The 21,143-nt window shown below is 71.0% G+C and carries 22 protein-coding genes; 5 read left to right on the forward strand and 17 right to left on the reverse strand.

What is annotated here, in order from left to right:
* Positions 1-7: 7 nt before the first annotated feature.
* The 3 genes from LMH63_RS12010 (at position 8) to LMH63_RS12020 (ending at position 3,178) form a co-directional block, all read left to right on the forward strand.
* Positions 8-529 carry a class I SAM-dependent methyltransferase gene (locus LMH63_RS12010; RefSeq protein ID WP_109678509.1) on the forward strand — a complete coding sequence of 174 codons (522 nt, stop codon included), beginning with the start codon at positions 8-10 and terminating at the stop codon, positions 527-529.
* An 87-nt stretch (positions 530-616) separates the two neighbouring features.
* Positions 617-1,810, forward strand: coding sequence for a TraB/GumN family protein (locus LMH63_RS12015; protein ID WP_109678507.1), 1,194 nt, complete (start codon positions 617-619; stop codon positions 1,808-1,810).
* Positions 1,811-2,026: 216 nt separating this feature from the next.
* Positions 2,027-3,178, forward strand: coding sequence for an aminotransferase class V-fold PLP-dependent enzyme (locus LMH63_RS12020; RefSeq protein ID WP_199225649.1), 1,152 nt, complete (start codon positions 2,027-2,029; stop codon positions 3,176-3,178).
* Here LMH63_RS12020 and LMH63_RS12025 read toward each other — a convergent pair.
* From LMH63_RS12025 to LMH63_RS12090, 14 genes are all read right to left on the reverse strand, one after another.
* Entirely contained in the window at positions 3,147-3,926 is a 780-nt protein-coding gene (locus LMH63_RS12025) for a TatD family hydrolase (protein WP_109678503.1), read from the reverse strand. The two genes, LMH63_RS12020 and LMH63_RS12025, sit on opposite strands and share 32 nt — an antisense overlap.
* A 2-nt stretch (positions 3,927-3,928) precedes the next feature.
* Complete coding sequence (locus LMH63_RS12030; RefSeq protein ID WP_109678501.1) at positions 3,929-4,288, reverse strand: PilZ domain-containing protein; 360 nt, start codon at positions 4,286-4,288, stop codon at positions 3,929-3,931.
* Between the two features lie 4 nt (positions 4,289-4,292).
* A complete protein-coding gene (holB, locus tag LMH63_RS19450) occupies positions 4,293-5,306 on the reverse strand; it encodes a DNA polymerase III subunit delta' (protein WP_109678499.1) in 1,014 nt (337 codons plus the stop codon).
* Positions 5,296-5,928 (reverse strand): dTMP kinase, encoded by a 633-nt coding sequence (gene tmk / locus LMH63_RS12040; protein ID WP_109678497.1) that lies wholly within the window; start codon positions 5,926-5,928, stop codon positions 5,296-5,298. The genes holB and tmk overlap by 11 nt, the downstream gene beginning before the upstream one ends.
* On the reverse strand, positions 5,925-6,953 hold the full coding sequence (gene mltG / locus LMH63_RS12045; RefSeq protein WP_229332580.1) for an endolytic transglycosylase MltG: 1,029 nt from the start codon (positions 6,951-6,953) through the stop codon (positions 5,925-5,927). The genes tmk and mltG overlap by 4 nt, the downstream gene beginning before the upstream one ends.
* Positions 6,950-7,807 carry an aminodeoxychorismate lyase gene (gene pabC, locus LMH63_RS12050; protein ID WP_109678495.1) on the reverse strand — a complete coding sequence of 286 codons (858 nt, stop codon included), beginning with the start codon at positions 7,805-7,807 and terminating at the stop codon, positions 6,950-6,952. Before pabC ends, mltG begins: the two co-directional genes overlap by 4 nt.
* On the reverse strand, positions 7,804-9,048 hold the full coding sequence (gene fabF / locus LMH63_RS12055) for a beta-ketoacyl-ACP synthase II (RefSeq protein WP_109678493.1): 1,245 nt from the start codon (positions 9,046-9,048) through the stop codon (positions 7,804-7,806). The genes pabC and fabF overlap by 4 nt, the downstream gene beginning before the upstream one ends.
* Positions 9,049-9,149: 101 nt before the next feature.
* Positions 9,150-9,389, reverse strand: a complete 240-nt coding sequence (acpP, locus tag LMH63_RS12060; RefSeq protein ID WP_109678491.1) for an acyl carrier protein — start codon at positions 9,387-9,389, stop codon at positions 9,150-9,152.
* Positions 9,390-9,518: 129 nt separating this feature from the next.
* Positions 9,519-10,268, reverse strand: coding sequence for a 3-oxoacyl-ACP reductase FabG (gene fabG / locus LMH63_RS12065; RefSeq protein WP_373317855.1), 750 nt, complete (start codon positions 10,266-10,268; stop codon positions 9,519-9,521).
* The gene (fabD, locus tag LMH63_RS12070; protein WP_109678489.1) at positions 10,265-11,215 is read right to left on the reverse strand and encodes an ACP S-malonyltransferase; all 951 of its coding nucleotides are present in this window, start codon (positions 11,213-11,215) and stop codon (positions 10,265-10,267) included. Before fabD ends, fabG begins: the two co-directional genes overlap by 4 nt.
* Positions 11,216-11,227: 12 nt before the next feature.
* Positions 11,228-12,199 (reverse strand): beta-ketoacyl-ACP synthase III, encoded by a 972-nt coding sequence (locus tag LMH63_RS12075; RefSeq protein WP_109678487.1) that lies wholly within the window; start codon positions 12,197-12,199, stop codon positions 11,228-11,230.
* On the reverse strand, positions 12,196-13,224 hold the full coding sequence (plsX, locus tag LMH63_RS12080) for a phosphate acyltransferase PlsX (protein ID WP_109678485.1): 1,029 nt from the start codon (positions 13,222-13,224) through the stop codon (positions 12,196-12,198). Before plsX ends, LMH63_RS12075 begins: the two co-directional genes overlap by 4 nt.
* A gap of 108 nt (positions 13,225-13,332) precedes the next feature.
* A complete protein-coding gene (gene rpmF, locus LMH63_RS12085) occupies positions 13,333-13,512 on the reverse strand; it encodes a 50S ribosomal protein L32 (RefSeq protein WP_109678483.1) in 180 nt (59 codons plus the stop codon).
* A 36-nt stretch (positions 13,513-13,548) separates the two neighbouring features.
* Complete coding sequence (locus LMH63_RS12090) at positions 13,549-14,070, reverse strand: YceD family protein (RefSeq protein WP_158280357.1); 522 nt, start codon at positions 14,068-14,070, stop codon at positions 13,549-13,551.
* 122 nt (positions 14,071-14,192) lie between these two features.
* Here LMH63_RS12090 and LMH63_RS12095 point away from each other — a divergent pair, with 122 nt between their 5' ends.
* Positions 14,193-14,774 carry a Maf family protein gene (locus LMH63_RS12095; protein ID WP_109678479.1) on the forward strand — a complete coding sequence of 194 codons (582 nt, stop codon included), beginning with the start codon at positions 14,193-14,195 and terminating at the stop codon, positions 14,772-14,774.
* Positions 14,775-14,971: 197 nt separating this feature from the next.
* Here LMH63_RS12095 and LMH63_RS12100 read toward each other — a convergent pair whose 3' ends face one another.
* Positions 14,972-15,925: a S49 family peptidase gene (locus LMH63_RS12100; RefSeq protein ID WP_109678477.1), complete on the reverse strand. Its 954-nt coding sequence runs from the start codon at positions 15,923-15,925 to the stop codon at positions 14,972-14,974.
* Positions 15,926-16,061: 136 nt separating this feature from the next.
* A complete protein-coding gene (locus LMH63_RS12105; RefSeq protein ID WP_109678475.1) occupies positions 16,062-17,030 on the reverse strand; it encodes an RluA family pseudouridine synthase in 969 nt (322 codons plus the stop codon).
* 523 nt (positions 17,031-17,553) lie between these two features.
* Here LMH63_RS12105 and rne point away from each other — a divergent pair.
* Positions 17,554-20,505, forward strand: a complete 2,952-nt coding sequence (gene rne / locus LMH63_RS12110; RefSeq protein WP_109678473.1) for a ribonuclease E — start codon at positions 17,554-17,556, stop codon at positions 20,503-20,505.
* Between the two features lie 63 nt (positions 20,506-20,568).
* Here rne and LMH63_RS12115 read toward each other — a convergent pair whose 3' ends face one another.
* Positions 20,569-21,063, reverse strand: coding sequence for a low molecular weight protein-tyrosine-phosphatase (locus LMH63_RS12115; RefSeq protein ID WP_109678471.1), 495 nt, complete (start codon positions 21,061-21,063; stop codon positions 20,569-20,571).
* Positions 21,064-21,143 lie beyond the last annotated feature (80 nt).

The following is a 21,143-nucleotide window of genomic DNA, read 5'->3' on the forward strand; positions in this document are numbered from 1 at the left end:
ACGTATCATGGCGAACAACCCCGACCCCTGGGTAAGCCGATTCCTGCCGCTGATTCCGCCAGGCGGCCGGATCCTCGACCTCGCCTGCGGCAGTGGTCGTCACGGGCGGGCCGGTCTCGCCGCCGGGCACCCGGTGACGCTGGTGGATCGAAGCCTCGAAGCGGTGGATGATCTGGCCGACCGCGCCGAGCTGATCGCCGCGGACCTGGAGGCACAGCCCTGGCCCCTGGGCGAGCGCCGCTTTGCAGCCGTGATCGTCGTGAACTACTTATGGCGCCCGCTGCTGCCGGCGATCCGGGCGGCCGTCGCCCCGCACGGACTGCTCATCTACAGCACCTTCGGGCGCGGCCAGGAGCGGCTCGGCCGGCCCCGCAATCCCGATTTCCTGCTCCGGCCGGGCGAGCTGCTCGCCGAAGTGGCCGTGGGCTTTCGCGTCCTCGGCTACGAGCTCCTCGGGCCCGAGGCCGGTGGCGACAGCATTCGCCAGTCGATCTGCGCCCGGCGCCTGCCGGCGGACGTGGCCACGTGACCGGTGGTGGCCGGCTCCGGCCGCGCTTTGCCCTGGCGGGTCCGTAGGCCATAATCGGGCGCCTTTTGCCACGGTAAAGCGGAGCCCATGAGCGAGGCCACTCCGGAGCAGCTGATCCGCCGCGTCGCCGTCGGCGAGACCACCTTCACCCTGCTCGGCACCGCCCACGTCTCCAGCGCGAGCGTCGCCGACGTCGAGCGCGAGGTGGGCTCGGGGCGCTACGACGCCGTGGCCGTCGAGCTCTGCGACAGCCGGTACCGCACCCTCACCCAGCCGGACAGTCTGGAGCGCATGGATCTCTTCCAGATACTGCGTGAAGGCAAGGCCGGGATGGTCGCGGCTAGCCTCGCCCTCGGCGCCTACCAGCAGCGCCTCGCCGAGCAGTTCGGCATCCGCCCGGGCGCGGAGATGGAGGCGGCGGCACGGGGGGCGCGCCAGTCCGGCTATCCGGTGTGGCTGATCGACCGCGAGATCGGCACCACGCTGAAGCGCGTGTACCGTCGGGTGCCGTGGTGGCAGCGCGCCGCGCTGCTCTCGGGGCTGCTCGCGAGCACGCTGTCCCGCGAGCGCATCGAGGCGGAGGACATCGAGCGACTCAAGCAGGGCGACATGCTCGAGTCCACCTTCGCCGAGTTCGCCGAGCGCTCGGCGGTGCTCTACGACAGCCTCATCGCGGAGCGGGACCGCTACATGGCGGCGCGCCTGCTCGAGGAGGCGCGCTCCGGGGCCCGGGAGGTGCTCGCCGTGGTCGGCGCCGGTCATCTGGCCGGGATCGCCGCGGCGCTGGAACAGGGCATCGAGGACCCGGTCGGCGTCCAGCGGGAGCTCGACCGCGTGCCGCCCGGGGCGCGCTGGCCGCGCGTCATCCCCTGGGTCGTGGTGGCGGTAATCCTCGGGGGCTTCGCCATCGGCTTCAGCCGCAGCACGGAGCTCGGCCTGCAGCTGGTGCTCGACTGGGTGCTGATCAACGGCGGGCTGTGCGCCCTCGGCGCCCTGCTCGCGGCGGCCCATCCACTGACGGTAATTACCTCGTTCCTCGCCGCCCCGCTGACCTCACTCAACCCCACCATCGGCGCGGGCTTCGTCGCCGCCGGCGCCGAGCTGGCGCTGCGTCGCCCTCAGGTCCGCGACTTCCGCCGCCTGCGCACCGACGTCACCCGCGCCCGCGGCTGGTGGCACAACCGTGTCTCGCGCACCCTGCTGGTGTTCCTGTTCACCACCATCGGCTCGGCGGCGGGGACGTACCTGGCGGGATTCAGGATTCTGGGGCAGCTTGTTTGAGTGAGTTCAAAGATCAAGGTTCAAGGTTCAAAGTAAAGAACGCCCCTCGCCAATCTAGCCCGCACGGCATCACTCCGGCGGCATCCGCAGGCACCCTGGTGTGCGGTGGGAGCCCTTTGAACCTTGAACTTTGAACCTTGAACTCGCACGGGCCTTTGAACTCGCGCGCCACTTCGATCAGGCTTTGAATTCCTGAACCGACCGCGCGCGATGCCCATGCCTCACCCCGAGATCCCCCTCGACCCCGACCTCATCTACCTCAACCACGCCGGCGTCGGGCCGTGGACACGGGCGGCCGGGGAGGCAGTGCGGCGGTTTGCGGAGGTCAACGTTGCCCGCGGGGCCGCCGAGTATCCCGAGTGGCTGGCCGTGGAGCGCCGGCTGCGGGAGCGGCTGGCACGGCTGATCGGGGCCGGTTCGGCGGATGACATCGCCCTGGTCAAGAATACCTCCGAGGGGCTGTCGCTGGTGGCGCAGGGGCTGGACTGGCGGCCGGGGGACAACGTGGTCATCAACGATCAGGAATTCCCCTCCAACCGCATGCCCTGGGAGGCGCTCGCGGCGAGCCACGGTGTCGAGGTGCGGGAGGTGCGGCTGGACGCCGCGCAGTCCCCCGAGGACGCCCTGATCGCCGCCATGGACGCGCGGACCCGGGTGCTGCCGGTGAGCGCCGTGCAGTACGCGACCGGGCTGCGGCTCGACCTGGAGCGTCTCGGTCAGGCCTGCGCGGACCGTGGCGCCCTCTTCTGCGTCGATGCGATCCAGCATCTGGGCGCCCTGCCCTTCGACGCCGCCGCCGTGGGCGCGGACTTCGTCGTCGCCGACGGCCACAAGTGGATGCTGGGTCCGGAGGGGCTGGGGGTGCTCTACGTGCATCCGGACCGGCGCGAGCAGCTGCGGCTGCTGCAGCATGGCTGGCACATGGCAGAGGCCGCCGGCGACTACGACCGGCGCGACTGGACGCCCGCGAGCACGGCGCGCCGGTTCGAGCCCGGCAGCCCCAACCTGCTCGCCGCACACGCCCTGGAGGCGAGCCTCGGCGTGCTCGAGGGCCAGGGCATGGCGGCCGTGGGCGCGGCGGTGCAGGAGAACGTCGAGCACCTGCTCGCCCGGCTGGACGCCGAGCCCGCGCTCTCGGCGATCACGCCCAGCGCCCGGGAGCGACGCGCCGGCATCGTCACCTTCCGCGTCGCCGGCGCCGACGGGCCCGCGCTCTGGCGGGCCCTGCGCGCGGAAGGCGTGATCGCGGCGAGCCGCAAGGGCGGGATACGGTTCTCACCGCACTTTCACAACTCGCCCCAGGATATTGATCGGGCAGTGGATAGGGTGCTGGCGCTCAAAGACCGTCCGGCCGCGGCGCGCGGCTGAAGCAGTCGAAGAAATTCCCGGCGGTCTGCCAGGCGACGGCCTCCGCATCCCGGCCCTGGATCTCCGCCAGGCACTCCGCGACTCGCCCGACCCACGCCGGGCGGTTCTCCTGCCCGCGGTGCGGCACGGGGGCGAGATAGGGGCAGTCCGTCTCGATCAGCAGCCGGTCCGGCGGCAGTCGGCGCGCAGTCTCGCGCAGGGCGTCGGCATTGCGGAAAGTCAGGATCCCGGAGAGCGAGAGATGGAATCCGAGGTCGAGCAGCGCCCGCGCGGTGGCGTAGTCCTCCACGAAACAGTGGATGACGCCGCCGACGTCCCCTGCCGCCGTCTCCCGCAATATGGCCACCGTGTCCTCCGGCGCGCCACGGCTGTGCACGATGATGGGCCGGCCGCAGAGGCGCGCCGCCTCGACGTGACGCCGAAAGCGGTCCCGCTGCCAGCCGAGCTCGCCCCGGTCGGTGACGTAGTCGAGCCCGGTCTCGCCGACGGCGATCACCCGCGGGTGCTCGGCCAGCGCGGCGATACGCTCCGGCGCCGGATCCTCGCCGCGGCCACTCGGATGCACGCCCACGGAGGTGAACACCCGCGGGTGCCGCTCGGCGAAGGCCACCAGATCGTCCCGGTGCTCGACGTCGACGGCGACGTTCAGGAAGTACGACACGCCGGCGTTCACGGCGGCCTCGAGGGCGGCCTCCGGGCCGGGGGTGTCCTCCAGCAGGTGAAAGTGACAGTGCGAGTCGACCAGCACGGCTACATGGTGTGGGTGGGGCGTTCCGACTCCAGGGCGCCAGCGAGGTAGGTCTCGATGCGGTTGCGGGCGGTGCCGCCGTCCTTGTCCGTGAACTGCAGGCCGATGCCTGCCGTGCGGTTGCCCTGGGCGCCGCGCGGGGTGATCCAGATCACCTTGCCCACCACCGGGATCTTCTCCGCCTCGTCCATCAGCTGCAGGAGGATGAACACCTCGTCGCCGAGCTCGTAGTGGTTGGTGGTGGGCACGAACAGACCGCCGTTGCGGACGTAGTTGATATACGCCGCATACAGGGCGTTCTTGTCCTTGATGGCCAGGGAGAGGATCCCCTGGCGCCCGCCTTTGCGGCCGGTTTGAGCCATCCCGTCATCCCCCGCGCAGTGACCGGGCCTCCCCGGCCGGCCCGCGAGCGGCGGGCGACCAGGCGAGGAACAGGCCTTCGAGCGCCATCAGCGCGTTGAGCGGCTGGCTGGCAGCCCGGGCGAGTTCCAGTGCCCCGTCCAGGCGCTCGAAAAGCTCGCTCCAGTCTAGGGACTGCGCCAGCGCCTGCAAGGCCGGCGACGCGGAACTGCGGTCCGCTTCACGTCCCAGCGCCCGCAGGCGCGCGCTGCGCGCCAGCACGCGCTGCATGAGCGCGGCCGTCTCCGCCGGCCCCACCGCCTCCCATTCCGCCGCCGTGGCCACGGCGCTGCGCCGATCGCACTGAAGCTCCGCCAGCGCCCGCGCCAGGGCCTCCAGCCGCTCGCCGCCGCCTGCCTCCGCCAGGCGCACGGCGGCCAGCGGGGCGCCGCCGGTCTCGGCCAGCAGCGGAACGGCCTCCGGGTGCTCGCGCGCCAGCCACGCTTCGGCCACCGCCGGTGTCGGCAGCCCGAGACGCAGGAGCTGGCAGCGGCTGCGCACCGTCGGCGGCAACCGCGCCGGGCGATGCGAGACCAGGAGCAGCACCACGCCCGGCGGCGGCTCCTCGAGGAGCTTCAGCAGGCTGTTGGCCGCCCCGTGGGTCATCGCCTCGGCCGGCTCGATCAGTGCCACCCGCCAGCCGCCATACTGGCTGGAGAGCCGCAGGAACTCTCCAAGCCCGCGGATCGCCTCGATGCGCAGGGCGCCGCTGCCCTCGGCCTCCGGCAGCACCAGGCGGCAGTCCGGGTGGGCCCCACCGCCACGCAGTCGGCAACCGTGGCAGGCGCCACAGGCCTGGTCTCCCGTGGGGGCGGTGCACAGCAGCCGCGCCAGCATCGCCCGCGCCAGTTGACCCTTGCCAGTGCCGGCCGGCCCCGCCAGCAGCAGGGCATGGGCGAGCCGGTCCTGCGCCAGGGCCCGCGTGAAGCGTTGCCAGGCCGCCTCCTGCCAGGGCAGCGGAGCCGGGGCCTCAGCCGTCATTGCCGAAGACCTCGCTCAGCACGGCCTCGATGTGCCGTTGCACCACCTCCGGCTCGGCGCTGGCGTCGATGCGCCGCATCCTCGCCGGCTCGGCGGTGCAGCGTTCGAGATACGCCGCCCGTGCCCGTTCGAAGAACGCCTCGCGCTCGATCTCGAAGCGGTCCGGCTCACTGCGCCCGGCCGCGCGTGCGCGGCCGGTGGCAACCGGCACGTCCAGGAACAGCGTGAGATGCGGGCGCAGCGTACCCTGTGTCCAGTCCTCGAGAACCCGCACCGCTTCGCTGCCGAGCCCGCGACCGCCGCCCTGGTAGGCATAGGTGGCGTCGGTGAAGCGGTCGCAGAGCACCCACTCGCCCGCCGCCAGTGCCGGGCGGATCACCTGCTCCAGGTGCTCGGCGCGGGCGGCGAACACCAGCAGCGTCTCGGCGCGAGCGCTCATGCCCTCCTGTCGATGGCCGAGCAGCAGCTCCCGAATGGCCTCCCCAAGCGGCGTGCCGCCGGGCTCACGGGTCTGCCGCACGGGCGCGCCGCGCGCCTCGATCCAGGCCCGGATTCCCGCCAGCGCGGTGGTCTTGCCGGCCCCTTCCAGCCCTTCCACGGTGATGAAGCGCCCCCGGCTCATCCGCCGCCCCCGAGCTGGTAGCGCTGCACGGCGCGGTTGTGCTCCTCGAGGGTCGCCGAGAACTTGTGGCTGCCGTCGCCGCGGGAGACGAAGTAGAGGCTGTCACCGTCGGCGGGGTCCACCGCGGCGCGGATGGCCGCCTCTCCGGCCAGGGCGATGGGGGTGGGCGGCAGGCCGGCGCGGGTATAGGTGTTGTAGGGGGTGTCGCGGCGCAGATCCTGGCGGCGGATGTTGCCGTCGTAGGCGTCGCCCATGCCGTAGATCACGGTGGGGTCGGTCTGCAGGCGCATGCCGCGCTCGAGCCGGCGCACGAATACCCCGGCGATCCGGCGGCGCTCCTGCGCGACCCCGGTTTCCTTCTCGATGATGGAGGCGAGGATGAGCGCGTCCTCCGGCCCCTCCAGCGGAAGATCCGGCTGGCGCTCGGCCCACGCCGCCTCCAGCGTCTCCTCCAGTGCCCGGTTCGCCCGCCGCAGGAAGTCGACGTCGGTGGTCCCCCGGGGGAAGCGGTAGGTCTCGGGCAGGAAGCGGCCCTCCGGGTGCACGCCCTCGCGCCCGATGGCGGCCATGATCTCGGCGTCGCTGGCGTCTTCCGGCAGGGTGCGCTCGATGGCCGGGTGCGCGCGCAGGGCCTGCCAGAGCTCGCGGAAGCGCCAGCCCTCCACCACGGTGAGCGGATACTCGATCACCCGGCCGGCGGCAATCTTCCGCAGCAGCCCGGCGGCGGTCATCCCGGGCGTCACACGGTACTCGCCGGCCTGCATGCGCCCGGCCAGACCCTCCACCCTGGCGTAGAGGGACAGCAGGCGGGCGTCATCCACCAGCCCGCGGCCTTCGAGATCACGGGCGATGGCGCCGAAGCTCACGCCCTCGGCGATCCGCACCGGCTCGGCCACCGGGGCGCTGGCAATGGGGGCGCTCTCCAGGGCCTGCCATTGCTGCCAGAGCCAGGCTGCGCCGGCGCCGGCAGCCAGGGTCAGCAGCAGCAGGCCAATGCCAAGCCATCGCAGCAGGGAGCGGATCACGCCTCGTCCTCCAGTGGCAGTGCGACCAGACCCTCACGACGCAACGCCGCCTGCAGCTCGCCGGCCAGTGCGCTGACCGGGCGCTCGGCCGCGTCAAGCCAACGCACCGGCCAGACGCCGATCAGGCTGTTGCAGAGCATGAGCTCCGCGTCCGGCGCCAGCGTCTCCAGGCGCAGCGGGGCGGTCGCGGCGGCGAACCCACGGGCGACGAGACGGCCCAGCAGGTGGTCGCGCATCAGGCCGCCGATGCCGCAGTGGTCGGTGGGGGGCGTGAGCACGCGGTCGCCGATGCGCAACAGCACGTTGCAGGCCGTCGCCTCGATCAGCTCGCCATTCTCTGCGAGCATCAGACCCTCGGCAATGGCCGGATCCTGCCACTCCTGACGGGCGAGCACCTGCTCCAGACGATTGAGGTGCTTGATGCCGGCGAGAGCGGGCTGGCTTGCCAGCCGGGTATGGCAGACCCGCACCGACACGCCCTCCTGCCACCAGGCAGCGGGGCGCTCCGGGAGGGGCAGGCGGGCGAGGATGCGCCGCGGGCTGGGCACTGCCGGCGGGGCATAACCGCGGCCCCCGCTGCCGCGGGTGACCGTGAGCCGTAGCACCCCGTCCCCGGAGGGCGCGAGACGGGCGAGATCGCTGTCCAGCTGCCGGCGTGATGGTGCCGGTATCCCGAGGCGCTCGCAGCCGCGCTGCAGGCGCCCAATGTGGGCCTCCCAGAGTGCTGGGGCGCCGGCGACCAGGGCGATGGTCTCGAAAACCCCGTCGCCGTAGGCGAGGCCGCGGTCGTCCGCTGGCACCGCCGCGGCGGGCTCGCCGTCCACCAGCCAGACGGACGCCGCCGGCGTGCTCACCCCTCGAGCGCGCGGAAGATCACGGTGCCGTTGGTGCCGCCGAAGCCGAACGAGTTCGAGAGCGCCGCCCGGATCTTCGCCTGTCGGGCCTCGTGGGGCACGAAGTCCAGGGTGAGGTCGTCGTCGGGATCGTCGAGATTGATGGTCGGCGGCAGCACCCCATCGCGCATGCCGAGCAGCGTGAATACCGCCTCAACGCCCCCCGCTGCGCCGAGCAGGTGCCCGGTCATGGATTTGGTGGAGCTGACGGCGAGACGCGACGCATGATCGCCAAAGGTCGCCCGAATCGCCTGCACCTCGGCGCGGTCGCCGGCCTTGGTGGAGGTGCCGTGGGCGTTGATGTAGTCGATCTCGTCCGGGTTCATGCCCGCGTCGCGCAGGGCATTCTCCATGCAGCGGCGCGCCCCTTCGCCGCTCTCCGCGGGCAGCGTCATGTGGTGGGCATCGCCGCTCATGCCGAAGCCGCAGAGCTCGGCGTAGATCGGGGCCCCGCGCCGGCGGGCGTGCTCGTACTCCTCGAGCACCAGCACGCCGGCGCCATCGGCCAGCACGAAGCCGTCGCGGCCCTTGTCCCAGGGGCGGCTTGCCGCGGCGGGGTCATCGTTGCGGGTGGACAGCGCCCGGGCCGCGGCAAAGCCGCCCAGCCCGGTGGGCGTGGTGGCGAACTCGGCACCGCCCGCGATCATGACATCGGCGTCGCCATGGGCGATCAGGCGTCCGGACAGGCCGATGTTGTGGGTGGCGGTGGTGCAGGCGGTGACGGTGGCGAGATTCGGCCCCTTCGCGCCCAGCAGGATGGAGAGGTTGCCCGAGATCATGTTGATGATGGCACTCGGGATGAAGAACGGCGTGATCCTGCGCGGGCCGCCATCAAGATAGCTCTTGTGGCCCTCCTCGATGGAGTGGATGCCGCCGATGCCGGAGCCGACCGAGACGCCGATGCGCTCGGCGTTCTCCTCGGTGACCTCCAGCCCCGCGTCCTTCATCGCGTCCACCGAGGCGGCGATGCCGTAGTGGATGAAGGGGTCCATCTTGCGGGCATCCTTGCGCGGCAGGTACTGCTCCACGTCGAAACCGCGGACCTCGCCGCCGAAGCGCACCGAGAACGCCGCGGTGTCAAAGCGCTCGATGGGCCCGATGCCGCTGCGCCCGTTGCGGATGCTCTCCCATGCCGCCTCGAGTCCGTTCCCCACCGGTGAGATGATACCCATGCCGGTGACCACTACACGCCGTTGTGCCACGGCAGACCTCCGCTGAAACGCCTGTTCCGAAAACGCGACAGGGCCGGTGTTGCCGGCCCCGTCGTTGCAACCGGTTGCGGTCGCGGACCGCGCCTTCGAGATTACTGCTCGAGATGCCGGTTGATATAGTCGATCGCCTGCTGGACCGTCGTGATCTTCTCGGCCTCCTCGTCAGGGATCTCGCACTCGAACTCCTCCTCGAGGGCCATCACGAGCTCCACGGTATCCAGCGAGTCGGCGCCAAGATCGTCCACGAACGAGGCCTCGGACGTGACCTCTTCCTCTTTCACCCCCAGCTGCTCGACGACGATCTTCTTAACGCGGTCCTCGATACTGCTCATCTTGTTCCTACCTCCCGGTTTGCGGAATTCCGGCCCGCCCAAGAGCCCCCAGCGGGCGGTCACCCGGGCCGAATGCGGCCGTATTCTATGGAAACACTGTCCGGACCGCCACCGGCCCGGCTCGACTCCTCAGCTCATGTACAGGCCGCCGTTGACGTTGAGCGTCTCCCCCGTGATATAGCCTGCCTGGGCGGAGGCGAGGAAACACACCGCGGCGGCGATGTCCTCGGGCGCGCCCAGGCGGCCCAGCGGCGTCTGCTGGAGCAGCGCGTCGCGCTGCGCCTCGCCGAGCTCGTCGGTCATGTCCGTGGCGATGAAGCCCGGCGCCACGGCATTGACCGTGATCCCCCGGCTGCCCACCTCACGGGCCAGCGAGCGGGTGAAGCCCAGCAGCCCCGCCTTGGCGGCAGCATAGTTGGTCTGCCCGGCATTGCCCATGAGGCCCACCACCGAGCCGATGCTGATGATGCGGCCGTGGCGGGCCTTCATCATGCCGCGCAGCACGGCGCGGCTGACGCGGTAGACCGCGCTCAGGTTGGTGTCGATGACCGCGTCCCAGTCATCGTCACCCATGCGCATCATGAGCGTGTCGCGGGTGATCCCGGCGTTATTGACGAGAATGCTGGGGGCACCGAAGCGGCTGCCGATATCCTTCAGCACCGCGGCGATGGTGTCGCGCTCGCGGACGTCCAGGACGACGCCGGCCCCGGGTACGCCGGCATCGCGCAGCCGCGTATCGATGGCTTCGGCGCCGCGCTCCGAGGTGGCCGTGCCGATGACCGTAGCCCCGGCGCCGCCCAGGGCCTCGGCGATGGCCCGACCGAGCCCGCGGCTCGCGCCCGTCACCAGGGCGACCTCGCCCGTCAGTTCGATCTTCATGCCGACTCCAGTGTCTCCAGGGTTCGCGCCAGGGTATCCGGATCGTAGACGGCGGCGATGCCCATGCCGCGCTCGATGCGCCGGTTGAGGCCGGCAAGCACCTTGCCGGGTCCGCATTCCACCGCCTGCTGGATGCCCGCGGCGGCTAGCGCGCGAATGATCCCGGTCCAGAGTACCGGCGAGCGCACCTGCGCCACCAGGCGCTCGCGAATCTCGTCCGGGGTCCCCGCCTCGCTGACGTCGACGTTGTGCAGCACCGGGATCTGCGGCTCACGGATGTCCACCTCCGCCAGACGCGTGGCGAGGCGCTCGGCGGCCGGGCGCATCAGCGAGCAGTGCGCCGGCACGCTCATCGGCAGCTTCACGGCGCGCTTGGCCCCGGCAGCCCTGGCAGCCTCCAGGGCGCGCTCCACCGCCCCGACGTGCCCGGCGATCACCACCTGCCCCGGGGCGTTGTAGTTCACCGGCTCCACGACCTCGTCCCCAGCCGCCTCCGCGCAGACCTCGCCGATGCGCTCGTCGTCGAGGCCGAGCACGGCGGCGATTGCGCCCTGCCCTTCCGGCACCGCGTCCTGCATGAAGCGCCCGCGGTCCCGCACGAGCCGGACGGCGTCGGCGAAGTCGAGGCTGCCGGCGCAGACCAGCGCGGTGTATTCGCCGAGACTGTGGCCGGCGAGCCGCGCCGGCTGTGGGCCGCCACCCGCCTGCCAGGCGCGCCACACGGCCACGCCGGCGGTGAGCATCACCGGCTGGGTGGTGTCGGTGCGGTTGAGCTGCTCCTGGGGGCCCTCCTGGGTCAGGCGCCAGAGGTCCTCGTCCAGCGCGGCCGATGCCTCGATGAAGGTCTTCTGCACGGAGGCATGGCGCTCCGCCAGGGCGTCCAGCATACCCACCGACTGGGAGCCCTGACCCGGGAAGAGGAAGGCAAGATCGTCACGTCGTGTCATGCTTGGCCTCGATCAGTAGCGGATCAGCGCGGATCCCCAGGTGAAGCCGGCGCCGAAGGCCTCCAGCAGCAGCACCTGGCCGCGCTGGATGCGGCCGTCGCGCACGGCCACGTCCAGCGCCAGGGGGATCGACGCCGCCGAGGTGTTGCCGTGCCACTCCACGGTACTTACCACCTGCTCCATCGGCAGCTGCAGCTTGCGCGCCGTGGCGGCCATGATGCGGATATTGGCCTGGTGCGGAATCAGCCAGTCGACGTCGGCGCGGCTCATGCCGTTGGCGGCCAGAGTCTCGTCCACCACCGCGCCGAGCGTGCGCACCGCGACCTTGAACACCTCGTTGCCACGCATGCTGACCTTGCCGCGGCTGCCCTCCAGCAGCTCGTAGCCCTGGGACACGCCCCAGGGCACGTTCAGCAGGGATTCCTGGCGGCCGTCGGCGTGCAGGTGCGTGGAGTACACACCCGGCGACTCCGCCGCCTCCAGCACCACGGCGCCGGCGCCATCACCGAACAGCACGCACGTGCTGCGGTCGCTCCAGTCGAGAATGCGGGAGAAGGTCTCGGCGCCGATGACCAGTGCGCGCCGGGCGCCGCCGGTGCGGATGAAGCGGTCGGCCACGTCCAGCGCATAGACGAAGCCGGAGCAGGCCGCGGCCACGTCGAAGGCGATGGCGCCAGCGGGCACGTCCAGGCGCTCCTGCACGCGACAGGCCGTGCTGGGGAAGACCTGGTCCGGTGTCGAGGTGGCGAGGACGATCAGGTCGACATCCGTCGGGGCGAGGCCGGCGGCGTCCAGCGCCGCCTGCCCGGCCGCACGCGCCAGATCGGCGCAGGTCTCGCCGGGGGCAGCGATATGGCGCTGGGCGATGCCGGTGCGCTCGCGGATCCAGGCGTCGGTGGTGTCCACCAGGGACTCGAGCTCGGCGTTGGTCATGATCCGCTCCGGGAGGTAGCTCCCGGTGGCGGCGATGCGTGTCCGCGTCACGAGCGGGCCTCCTCCGCGAACAGGGTGCCGAGGCGCTCGTCGATAAGCGTCGGCACCGACTTGCGCGCCTCGAGGATGCCTACCTCGATGGCCTCCTCGAAGGCCACCGCATCGGCGCCGCCGTGACTCTTGACCACGACGCCACGCAGGCCGAGCAGGCTGGCACCGTTGTAGCGCCGCGGATCCAGCCGGCGCCGGAGGCTGCGCAGCACCGGCAGCGCCACCAGGCCAGCGAGCCGCGTCAGCAGGTTGCGCTGGAACTCCTCCCGCAGGTAGTGCGAGATCACTGCCGCCACGCCCTCGCTGCTCTTCAGCGCCACGTTGCCGGTGAATCCGTCGCAGACCACCACGTCGGCGACGCCCTGGTACATGCGGTCCCCTTCAACGTAGCCGACATAATTGAGATCGCTGCCCTGGAGCAGCTGGGCCGCATGCTTGACCTGGTCGTTGCCCTTGATCTCCTCCTCGCCGAGGTTGAGCAGACCGATGCGAGGCGCCGTCGCGTCGCCGCTGGCCTCGGTGAGCACCGAACCCATCACGGCGAACTGGAACAGGTGCTCGGCCGTGCAGTCGACGTTCGCGCCCAGGTCCAGCATGCGGAAGCGGCCGCCGATGCAGGGGATCGTGGTGCAGATCGCGGGCCGGTCGATCCCCGGGAGGGTCTTCAGGACGTAGCGGGCCGTAGCCATCAGCGCCCCGGTGTTGCCCGCGCTGACGCAGGCGTCGGCGATGCCGTCCTTCACCAGGTCGATGGCGACCCGCATGGAGGAGTCCTTCTTGTAGCGCAGGGCCTGGGACGGGGACTCGTCCATCTCCACCACCTGCCCGGTGTGGCGGATGGACAGCCGCTCGTCGAGACGGCCGCCGGCTGCGGCCAGAGCCTGCTCCAGCACCGCCCCGTCGCCCACGAGCACGAGGCGAACGTCGGGATGCCGGCGCAACGCCGCCAGCGCCGCCGGCACGGTTACGCCCGGGCCGTGGTCGCCGCCCATGGCGTCGAGGGTCAGTGTGCAGGCTTGGCCCATGCTCTTGCAGGACTCCCCGGCTCGAATACGAATCGGCCGCGCCGGTGCAGCACCGACGCGGCCGTGGTCAGCGGCCGGCTGGGTGGGAACCGCGGGCTGCCGCGGGCGTCACTCGTCCCGGCCGGCGGTCACCTTGCGGCCGCGGTAGTAGCCGTCCGCCGAGATGTGATGGCGGCGGTGCGTCTCGCCGGTGGTCCGGTCCACGGACAGCGTGGGCCCGGAGAGGGCATCGTGACTGCGACGCATGCCACGCTTCGAGGGAGACTTGCGATTCTGCTGAACGGCCATTGGGCTTCCATCCGTCGTGTTGTCGTCTGCGGCCGGTCAGGACCGGCCGCGCTTGAGTTCGGCGAGGGCGGCAAAAGGGCTCTCACGTTCCGGCGGCGCTTCACCTTCAGGGGCGAAGTACCGCTGGCCGCCGTCACAGGCGCTGTCGTCGTGGAAGGCCACGATGGGCAGTGCCAGCAGCAGCTCGTCCTCCACCAGGGCATGCACGGCGAGCCGCCCGCCCGGAGCCAGCACCGGCTCCTCCTCCGCGGGCAACCCCTCCGCGGCGCCCTCGTCCTCGATCACGGCCAGGGTGAAGTCGCCAGCCACAGGGACCGTTACGGCCCCCAGGCAGCGTTCGCAGCGCATCACCACGCTGGCCCGGACGTGTCCGCTGACCACGGCCTTCAGGCCCTGGTCGAAGGCCACCCTGACCTCGGCCTCCGCTTCGCCGGCGGGAGTCTGCAGGCGCTCCCGCAAGCGCGACAGCCCGGCCAGCTCCACCGGCCCCGCTAGCCGGGCCCCCGCCGCGCCGAGGCGGCGCAGATCGAGCCACTCCGGGAGCACGCCTTCTCGCATAGGCCGCGCATGGTATCCGCGCCCCCGGAAGGTGTCAAAGCCGCTGATCATGCGGCAAATTGCGGTGCTTGCCGCGCGAAGACGACTGGCCGACCATACCCTATCCCCGCCGGAGTCAGTGTATGGCCGTCAGAATCGTCCTCGCCTCCAGCTCGCCCTACCGCGCCGAGCTGCTCGCACGCCTCGGCCTGGTCTTTGCCAGCGATGCGCCGGAGATCGACGAGAGCCGCCATGCCGGCGAGGCCGCCCCCGACTACGTCGAGCGGCTGGCGCGCGAGAAGGCGGCCGCCGTGGCTGCGCGCCACCCCGGGGCGCTGGTGATCGGCTCGGACCAGTGCAGCGAGCGCGGCGGCGAGATCCTCGGCAAGCCGCACACGGCGGAACGCGCGGTGGAACAGCTGAGCGCAGCGGCCGGAGGCGTGGTCACCCTCTGGACCGGGGTAGCGCTGCTCGATGGCCGGCGGGGCACCACCGAGGCCCGCGTCGTTCCCTTCCGGGTACACTTCCGGGCGCTTTCGCGCCATGCCATCGAGCGCTATGTCGCGAGAGACCAGCCCCTGGACTGCGCCGGCGCCTTCCGCGCCGAGGGCCTCGGCATCACCCTGTTCGAGCGCCTGGAGGGCGACGACCCCAACGCCCTCATCGGCCTGCCCCTCATCGCCCTCACCGACCTCCTCCACAGCGCCGGGGTTAGCCTGCCTTGATTGCTCGCGCTCTGGTTCCTGGGGACTAACCGCAAAGACGCAAAGGGCGCAAAGGCAACGCCAAGAGACGGTTATATGACGAAGCTCATCGCTTCTCTCATGAGCTCAGCAAGCCACTCTCGCCTTGGTTTTCTCTTCACCTTTGCGCCTTTGCGGTTAGTCCCAATGCGAGCAAGCCACTTCGCGGGCGAAGGCATTCACCGGAGCTGGGGCGTGCCGAGTCCAAGACGGCTGGCGAGCTCGCGGCCGAGGGCGATGCCGAGGCGGTCGGTGATGCGCTCGAACAGGCCGGGCTGGACGGTGTAGTCGATGATTTCCTCGGCGCCGATGACCTCCCGGGCGACGTCCTGGGGGCCGGCCAGGTCATCGACCAGACCGAGGGCGAGGCCGCGCTCGCCGGTCCAGATCAGGCCGCTGAAGATCTCCTCCTCGCGCTCGCGATTCAGCCGCTCGCCACGGCCGGCACGCACCACGTCGATGAACTGCTGGTGGATCTCGCCGAGCATCTCCTGAGCGTGGGCCACCTGGTCCTCATCCTCGGCGGAGAAGGGATCGAGAAAGGCCTTGTTGTCGCCGGCGGTGTACAAACGGCGCTCCACGCCAAGCTTGTCCAGGCTCTCGGTGAAGCCGAAACCGCCCATGATCACGCCGATGGACCCGACAAGGGAGGCCTTGTCGGCAAAGATTCGGTCGGCCCCGGCGGCGATGTAGTAGGCTCCGGAGGTCATGAGGTCCCCGGCAACGGCATGCACGGGGATATCCGGGTGGCTTTCCCGCAGCCGCTTGAGGGCGTCGTTGATCCGCCCGGACTGCACCGGCGAACCGCCGGGGCTGTTGATGCGCAGGATCACGCCGGCCACCTCGGGGGCCTCGAACGCCCGCTCCAGGCTCCGGATCACGGTCTCGGCGCTGGCCGGGCTGTCGGTCATGATGGGCCCGGTGACGTCCACGGCGGCGGTATGCCGCCCCGGCCCGTCATCATCGCCAGCGAGCCAGTCGAGTACCGGCGAATAGAAGAGCAGCGTGAACAGATAGATCAGGATCAGGGCCTTGAACACGAGCCCCCAGCGCCGCGCCCGCCGGCGCTCCTTCACGCCCTCGAGCGCTATATCCCGCAGCGTCTGCCGCTCCCAGTGCTCGTCCTCGTTCATCCTTCTCCCTCGTGCCGATGGGCTGAGCCAGAACTATATCGCCTTGGCTGTTGCGAACGCCTGAGTGCCTAGGAGCTGGGACAGCAACCGCGAAGGCGCGAAGGACGCAAAGTTTACAAGGCATTGAATAATAAACCTATTCTCCCTTCGCGCCCTTTGCGCCTTCGCGGTTGTCCCCGTTCTCCCCGAGACAACGAAGCACATCATGGAGTGCCGGAGGCAGCGGCGCCGAGACGTCGATCACTGCCTGGCCGGGGAGCTGGAAGCGCAGGCCGGCGGCGTGCAGGAACAGGCGCTTCAGGCCAAGCCGCCGCAGCGCCTGGTCGGCCTCGGGGTCGCCGTACTTCGGGTCCATGGCCACCGGGTGGCCAATGTGCGCGGCATGGACGCGGATCTGGTGCATACGCCCCGTCTCCAGCCGGGCTTCCACCAGGGTCCAGCCCGCATGCCGACTCAGGGCGCGGAACACCGTGCGCGAAGGCTTGCCGTCGGCAGCGACGCGCATGACGGTCTCGCCGCCGGGGCCGTTGCGCCGCGCCAGCGGTTCGGCCACCACCCGGGGCTGCCGGCCCGGATCGCCATGCAGCAGGGCCAGATACCGCTTCTCCACCTGGCCGTCACGCAGCAGCGCGTGCAGGGCGCGCAACGCCGGGCGGCGCTTGGCGAGGACGAGGCAGCCACTGGTATCACGGTCCAGGCGGTGTGCCAGATCCAGCAACGGCTGCTCCGGTCGCAGCTGCCGCAGCGCCTCCACGACGCCATAGGCGAGGCCCGAGCCGCCATGGACGGCAAGCCCCGATGGCTTGTCCACCACCAGCACGTGCTCGTCCTCGTAGAGTATCGAGGCGCGCAGGCGCTCCAGCACATGATCCGAGGCCGAGCTGACGGCCCCCTGCCCCGTGCGCACCGGCGGCAGGCGCAGCCGATCGCCGGCGGCAAGGCGATACGTGGGGCGGGCCCGGCGGCCGTTGACCCGCACCTCCCCCTTGCGCAGCAGTCGATAGATACGCGTGCGCGGAACGCCCTTGAGCACGCGCATCAGGTAATTGTCGATGCGCTGCCCGGAGAGGTCCTGTGAGATCTCGATGTGCTGGACGGCGGGCATGGTCTGGCTCGCGTCAGCTGGGTCGGTGCCCGCGGCTGGCCACGCCGTTGCGCCGGCGCCGGCCGCGGGGTCGTCGGAGCGGCAGTGTACACCCGCGCTTACGGCACGGGTGCCCTGCTCGGCGTCGAGATTGCGAACCGTTGCTTGGACGGGGATACCTCGCATTGATATAGTTCCGCGGGTATGTCATCCGAGTGCAACAGCCGTGCGAACTCGGCCCCGGGTGACTACAGGAAGAACGTTGACGGTGCCGGCCTGCAGGCGGGCCCGAGACTGAAGAAGACGACATCCAATGGTTCACCCGGCAGGCATTGCGGTGCCGCCGGCTCAATGCGCCTGCCCTGGCGCCCGCTGGTGGAACTCCCCATGACGGGTCTGCTCACCCTGCACGTCTTCGCCCTGCTGCTCGACTCAGCCGTCGAGCGCAGCGCCCCGATGCCGCCCGCCGCGACACCGCGGCCGGGCGCAGGCGGCGTGGTCGTGGGGATGAGGGCTCGGGGCAAGCGCCGGAGATCGATTCGGCATGAAGAGAATGCTCATCAACGCGACTCAGCCCGAAGAGTTGCGTGTCGCCCTGGTTGACGGCCAGTCCCTGTACGACCTCGATATCGAGACCCCGGCCCGGGAGCGCAAGAAGGCCAACATCTACAAAGGCAAGATCACGCGGGTGGAGCCCAGCCTCGAGGCCGCCTTCGTGCAGTATGGCGCCGAGCGCCATGGTTTCCTGCCCTTCAAGGAGATCGCCCGCAGCTATTTCCAGGGCGGTGACGACGCCGACCCGGCCAAGGTCAGCATCCAGGACGTCATCAAGGAAGGCCAGGAGGTCGTCGTCCAGGTCGAGAAGGAGGAGCGCGGCAACAAGGGCGCGGCGCTCACCACCTTCGTCAGCCTCGCCGGCCGCTACCTCGTCCTGATGCCCAACAACCCCCGCGCCGGCGGCGTGTCGCGGCGCATCGAGGGTCCCGATCGCAGCGAGATCCGCGACGCCCTGCGCGAGCTGGACGTGCCCGAGGGCATGGGCCTGATCGTGCGCACCGCCGGGGTCGGCCGCAACGCCGAAGAGCTGCAGTGGGATCTGGACTACCTCCTGAACCTCTGGAGCGCGGTACAGAAGGCCGCCGAGGAGCGCCCTGCCCCGTTCCTGATCTACCAGGAAAGCAACGTCATCATCCGGGCGCTGCGCGACTACCTGCGCTCCGACATCGGCGAGATCCTGGTGGACGACCGCGAGATCTACGAGAGCGCGCGCGAGTTCATGCAGCAGGTGATGCCGCACAACCTGCAGAAGCTCAAACTCTACGAGGACAGCGTCCCGCTGTTCACCCGCTACCAGATCGAGAGCCAGATCGAGTCCGCCTTCCAGCGTGAAGTGCGGCTGCCGAGCGGCGGTGTCATCGTCATCGATCACACCGAGGCGCTGATCTCCATCGACATCAACTCCGCTCGCGCCACCAAGGGGGCGGACATCGAGGAGACCGCGCTCAAGACCAACCTCGAGGCCGCGGACGAGATCGCCCGCCAGCTCCGCCTGCGGGACCTGGGCGGGCTCATTGTCATCGACTTCATCGACATGGGGCCGAACCGCAACCAGCGCGAGGTGGAGAACCGCCTGCGGGAGGCGGTGAAGCAGGACCGTGCCCGCGTGCAGGTGAGCCGCATCTCCCGCTTCGGCCTGCTGGAGATGTCGCGCCAGCGCCTGCGCTCCTCCCTCGGCGAGTCCAGTCTCGAAGTCTGCAGCCGGTGCAGCGGCCAGGGCACCGTGCGCAGCGTGGAATCGCTGGCGCTCTCGGTGCTGCGGATCATCGAAGAGGAGGCGATGAAGGACAAGACCGGCAAGGTGCTGGCGCAGCTGCCGGTGGACGTCGCCACCTTCCTCCTCAACGAGAAGCGCAGCATCCTCGGCACCATCGAGGAGCGCAACGGCGTCGATATCATCCTGATCCCGAACCGCCAGCTCGAGACCCCGCACTACGAGCTGCAGCGTATCCGCAGCGACGATGACACCGCCGAGGACGCGAGCTACCGCCTCGCCAGCGAGGAGAGCGGCCCGAGCCGCGCCGAGCAGCTCATGACCAGCGAGCGCCCGCGCAGCGAGCAGCCCGCCGTGCGCTCCGTGGCACCCGCAACCCCGGCCCCGGCGCCGACCCCGAGCAAGCCCGCGGCTGCCGAGCAGGCTCCGGCGGAGGCGCCCGAAGCCGCCGCGGAGCCGCCCCGGGCCCCTGGTCTTATCGGCTGGCTGCGGCGCCTGGTGACGGGCAGCGAGGTCACCGACGCCGGCAGCAGTGGCCAGGAGGAGCAGCAGGAGGCCGAGGGTGGCCAGGCGCGCAGCGGCGGCAGCAACGCCCGCCGCCGCCGCAGCAGCAGCGCCGGCGGCGGCCGCAGTGGCAGCCGTGGCGGACAGCGGCGTCCCCGCAGCAGCAGTGGTGGCGGCGAGCGCAGCGACGACACCGGCAGCAGCGGCGAGGGCGAGGCCAGCGCCCGGGCCACCGACACGGACCGGCCTCGCGACGGCCGCAAGCCGCGCAAGGACACGCCCACAACCGATGCCGCGCCGGCGGAAGACGGCGGCAAGGCGGCCGCGACCGACTCCCGCGAGACCGCTGCCAGCGACGGCAGCAGTGAAAAGTCCGCGGAATCCGGCAGCAGCGGTTCCGGGCGCAGCCGGCGTGGCCGGCGTGGCGGACGCCGCCGTCGTCGTGGCGGCAGCGGCGAGGGCAGCGACGGCGCCCAGGAGAGCCGGCAGGAGGCGAGCCATCAGGGCAACGGTGAAGCCCCCGCGGAGGCGGACAACACCGACCAGAAGGATGCAGCGGCGCCGTCACGGCCCGAGCCTGCCCCGCAGGAGCCTGCCGAGGACACCCGTCCGGCTGCCCAGGGCGGCTCCAGTGCCGAGGCGCGTGAAGACGCCCAGCGGGCGCCGAAGCCTGCCGCCGAGGCTCCGGCAGACGCCGGGGGCAACGATGCAGCGGCAGAGCGGCCGCCGAGCGCCCGGCCCCACGGCCTGCGTGACGACGATCCGCGTCGCTGGTCCGGCCGCCCGCGTATCCCGCGCCAGGACACCGGCGACACGGCAGCGGTCACGGAATCCGCACCGGCGGCGTCGGCCGATGGCACGCAGGCCGCGCCTGCGCCGGACGAAAAGGGCCGTCAGGGACACGGCGAAGGCGCGGCGCAGACCTCCGCTGACACCGCCGGCCAGGACGACGGCGCCGGCCCGAATACCCCACGGTCGGCGGCTCCGGACGTGCAGTCCGCTGGAGAGCCGACGCAGGCCCCGGCCGCGCCCGAAGAAGGCCCCGCAGCAACCGAACCGAGGCCAGAGGTCAGCGCCGGCGGTGGCGCCTCCTCCGGTACCGAAACCGCGGCGGGCGAACGCAGCACGCGGGAGGGACAGAGCGGCGCCGCGGACGGCGAGTACGATGGCGACGCCGAGCAGCCCCGCGCGGTGGGTGCCGACGACGTGCGCCGCGAATGATCGCGGCCTGAGGGATATGCGGGAAACCAGGCGTCGGGGATGCGGAATCCCCGGCGCCTTTTTTCATTGGCGCGGGCTGGCGGCTAGCCCATGCTCGCGGCGCATGGCCTCGAGCAGACCCTGGGCGGCATCCTCCACCAGATCGAGCACGTGCTCGAAGCCACCACGCCCGCCGTAGTAGGGGTCCGGCACTTCGGTCGCATCGTGGCGGCGGGCGTAGTCGAGCAGGGGCCGAATGCGCTCGTGCGCCGCGCTCGGGGCCTCGGCGCGGAGCCACTCGAGGTTGGCCTCGTCCATCGCCAGAATGTAATCAAAGGCCTCGAAGTCGAAGCTGTCCACCGCCCTTGCCCGCAGATCGCTGATATCCACCCCGCGCCGTGCCGCCGCCTCCTGGGCCCGCGGGTCCGGCGGCCGGCCGACGTGATAGCCATGAGTGCCGGCGGAATCGGTCTCAACCGCTTCCTCCAGCCCCTCGCGCCGCAGCAGCTCACGGAATATCCCCTCGGCCGTGGGGGACCGGCATATATTTCCCATGCAGACGAACAGCACTCGAACCATGAAGAGGGCGCTCCGGCGTCACTCGCTTGAAAGCCTGCAATCGTACTGCATCCGGCAGCAGCCTGGGCATTCGCCCCGGC

It is taken from the genome of Spiribacter halobius (assembly GCF_020883455.1).
Classification (GTDB): Bacteria; Pseudomonadota; Gammaproteobacteria; order Nitrococcales; family Nitrococcaceae; genus Sediminicurvatus; species Sediminicurvatus halobius.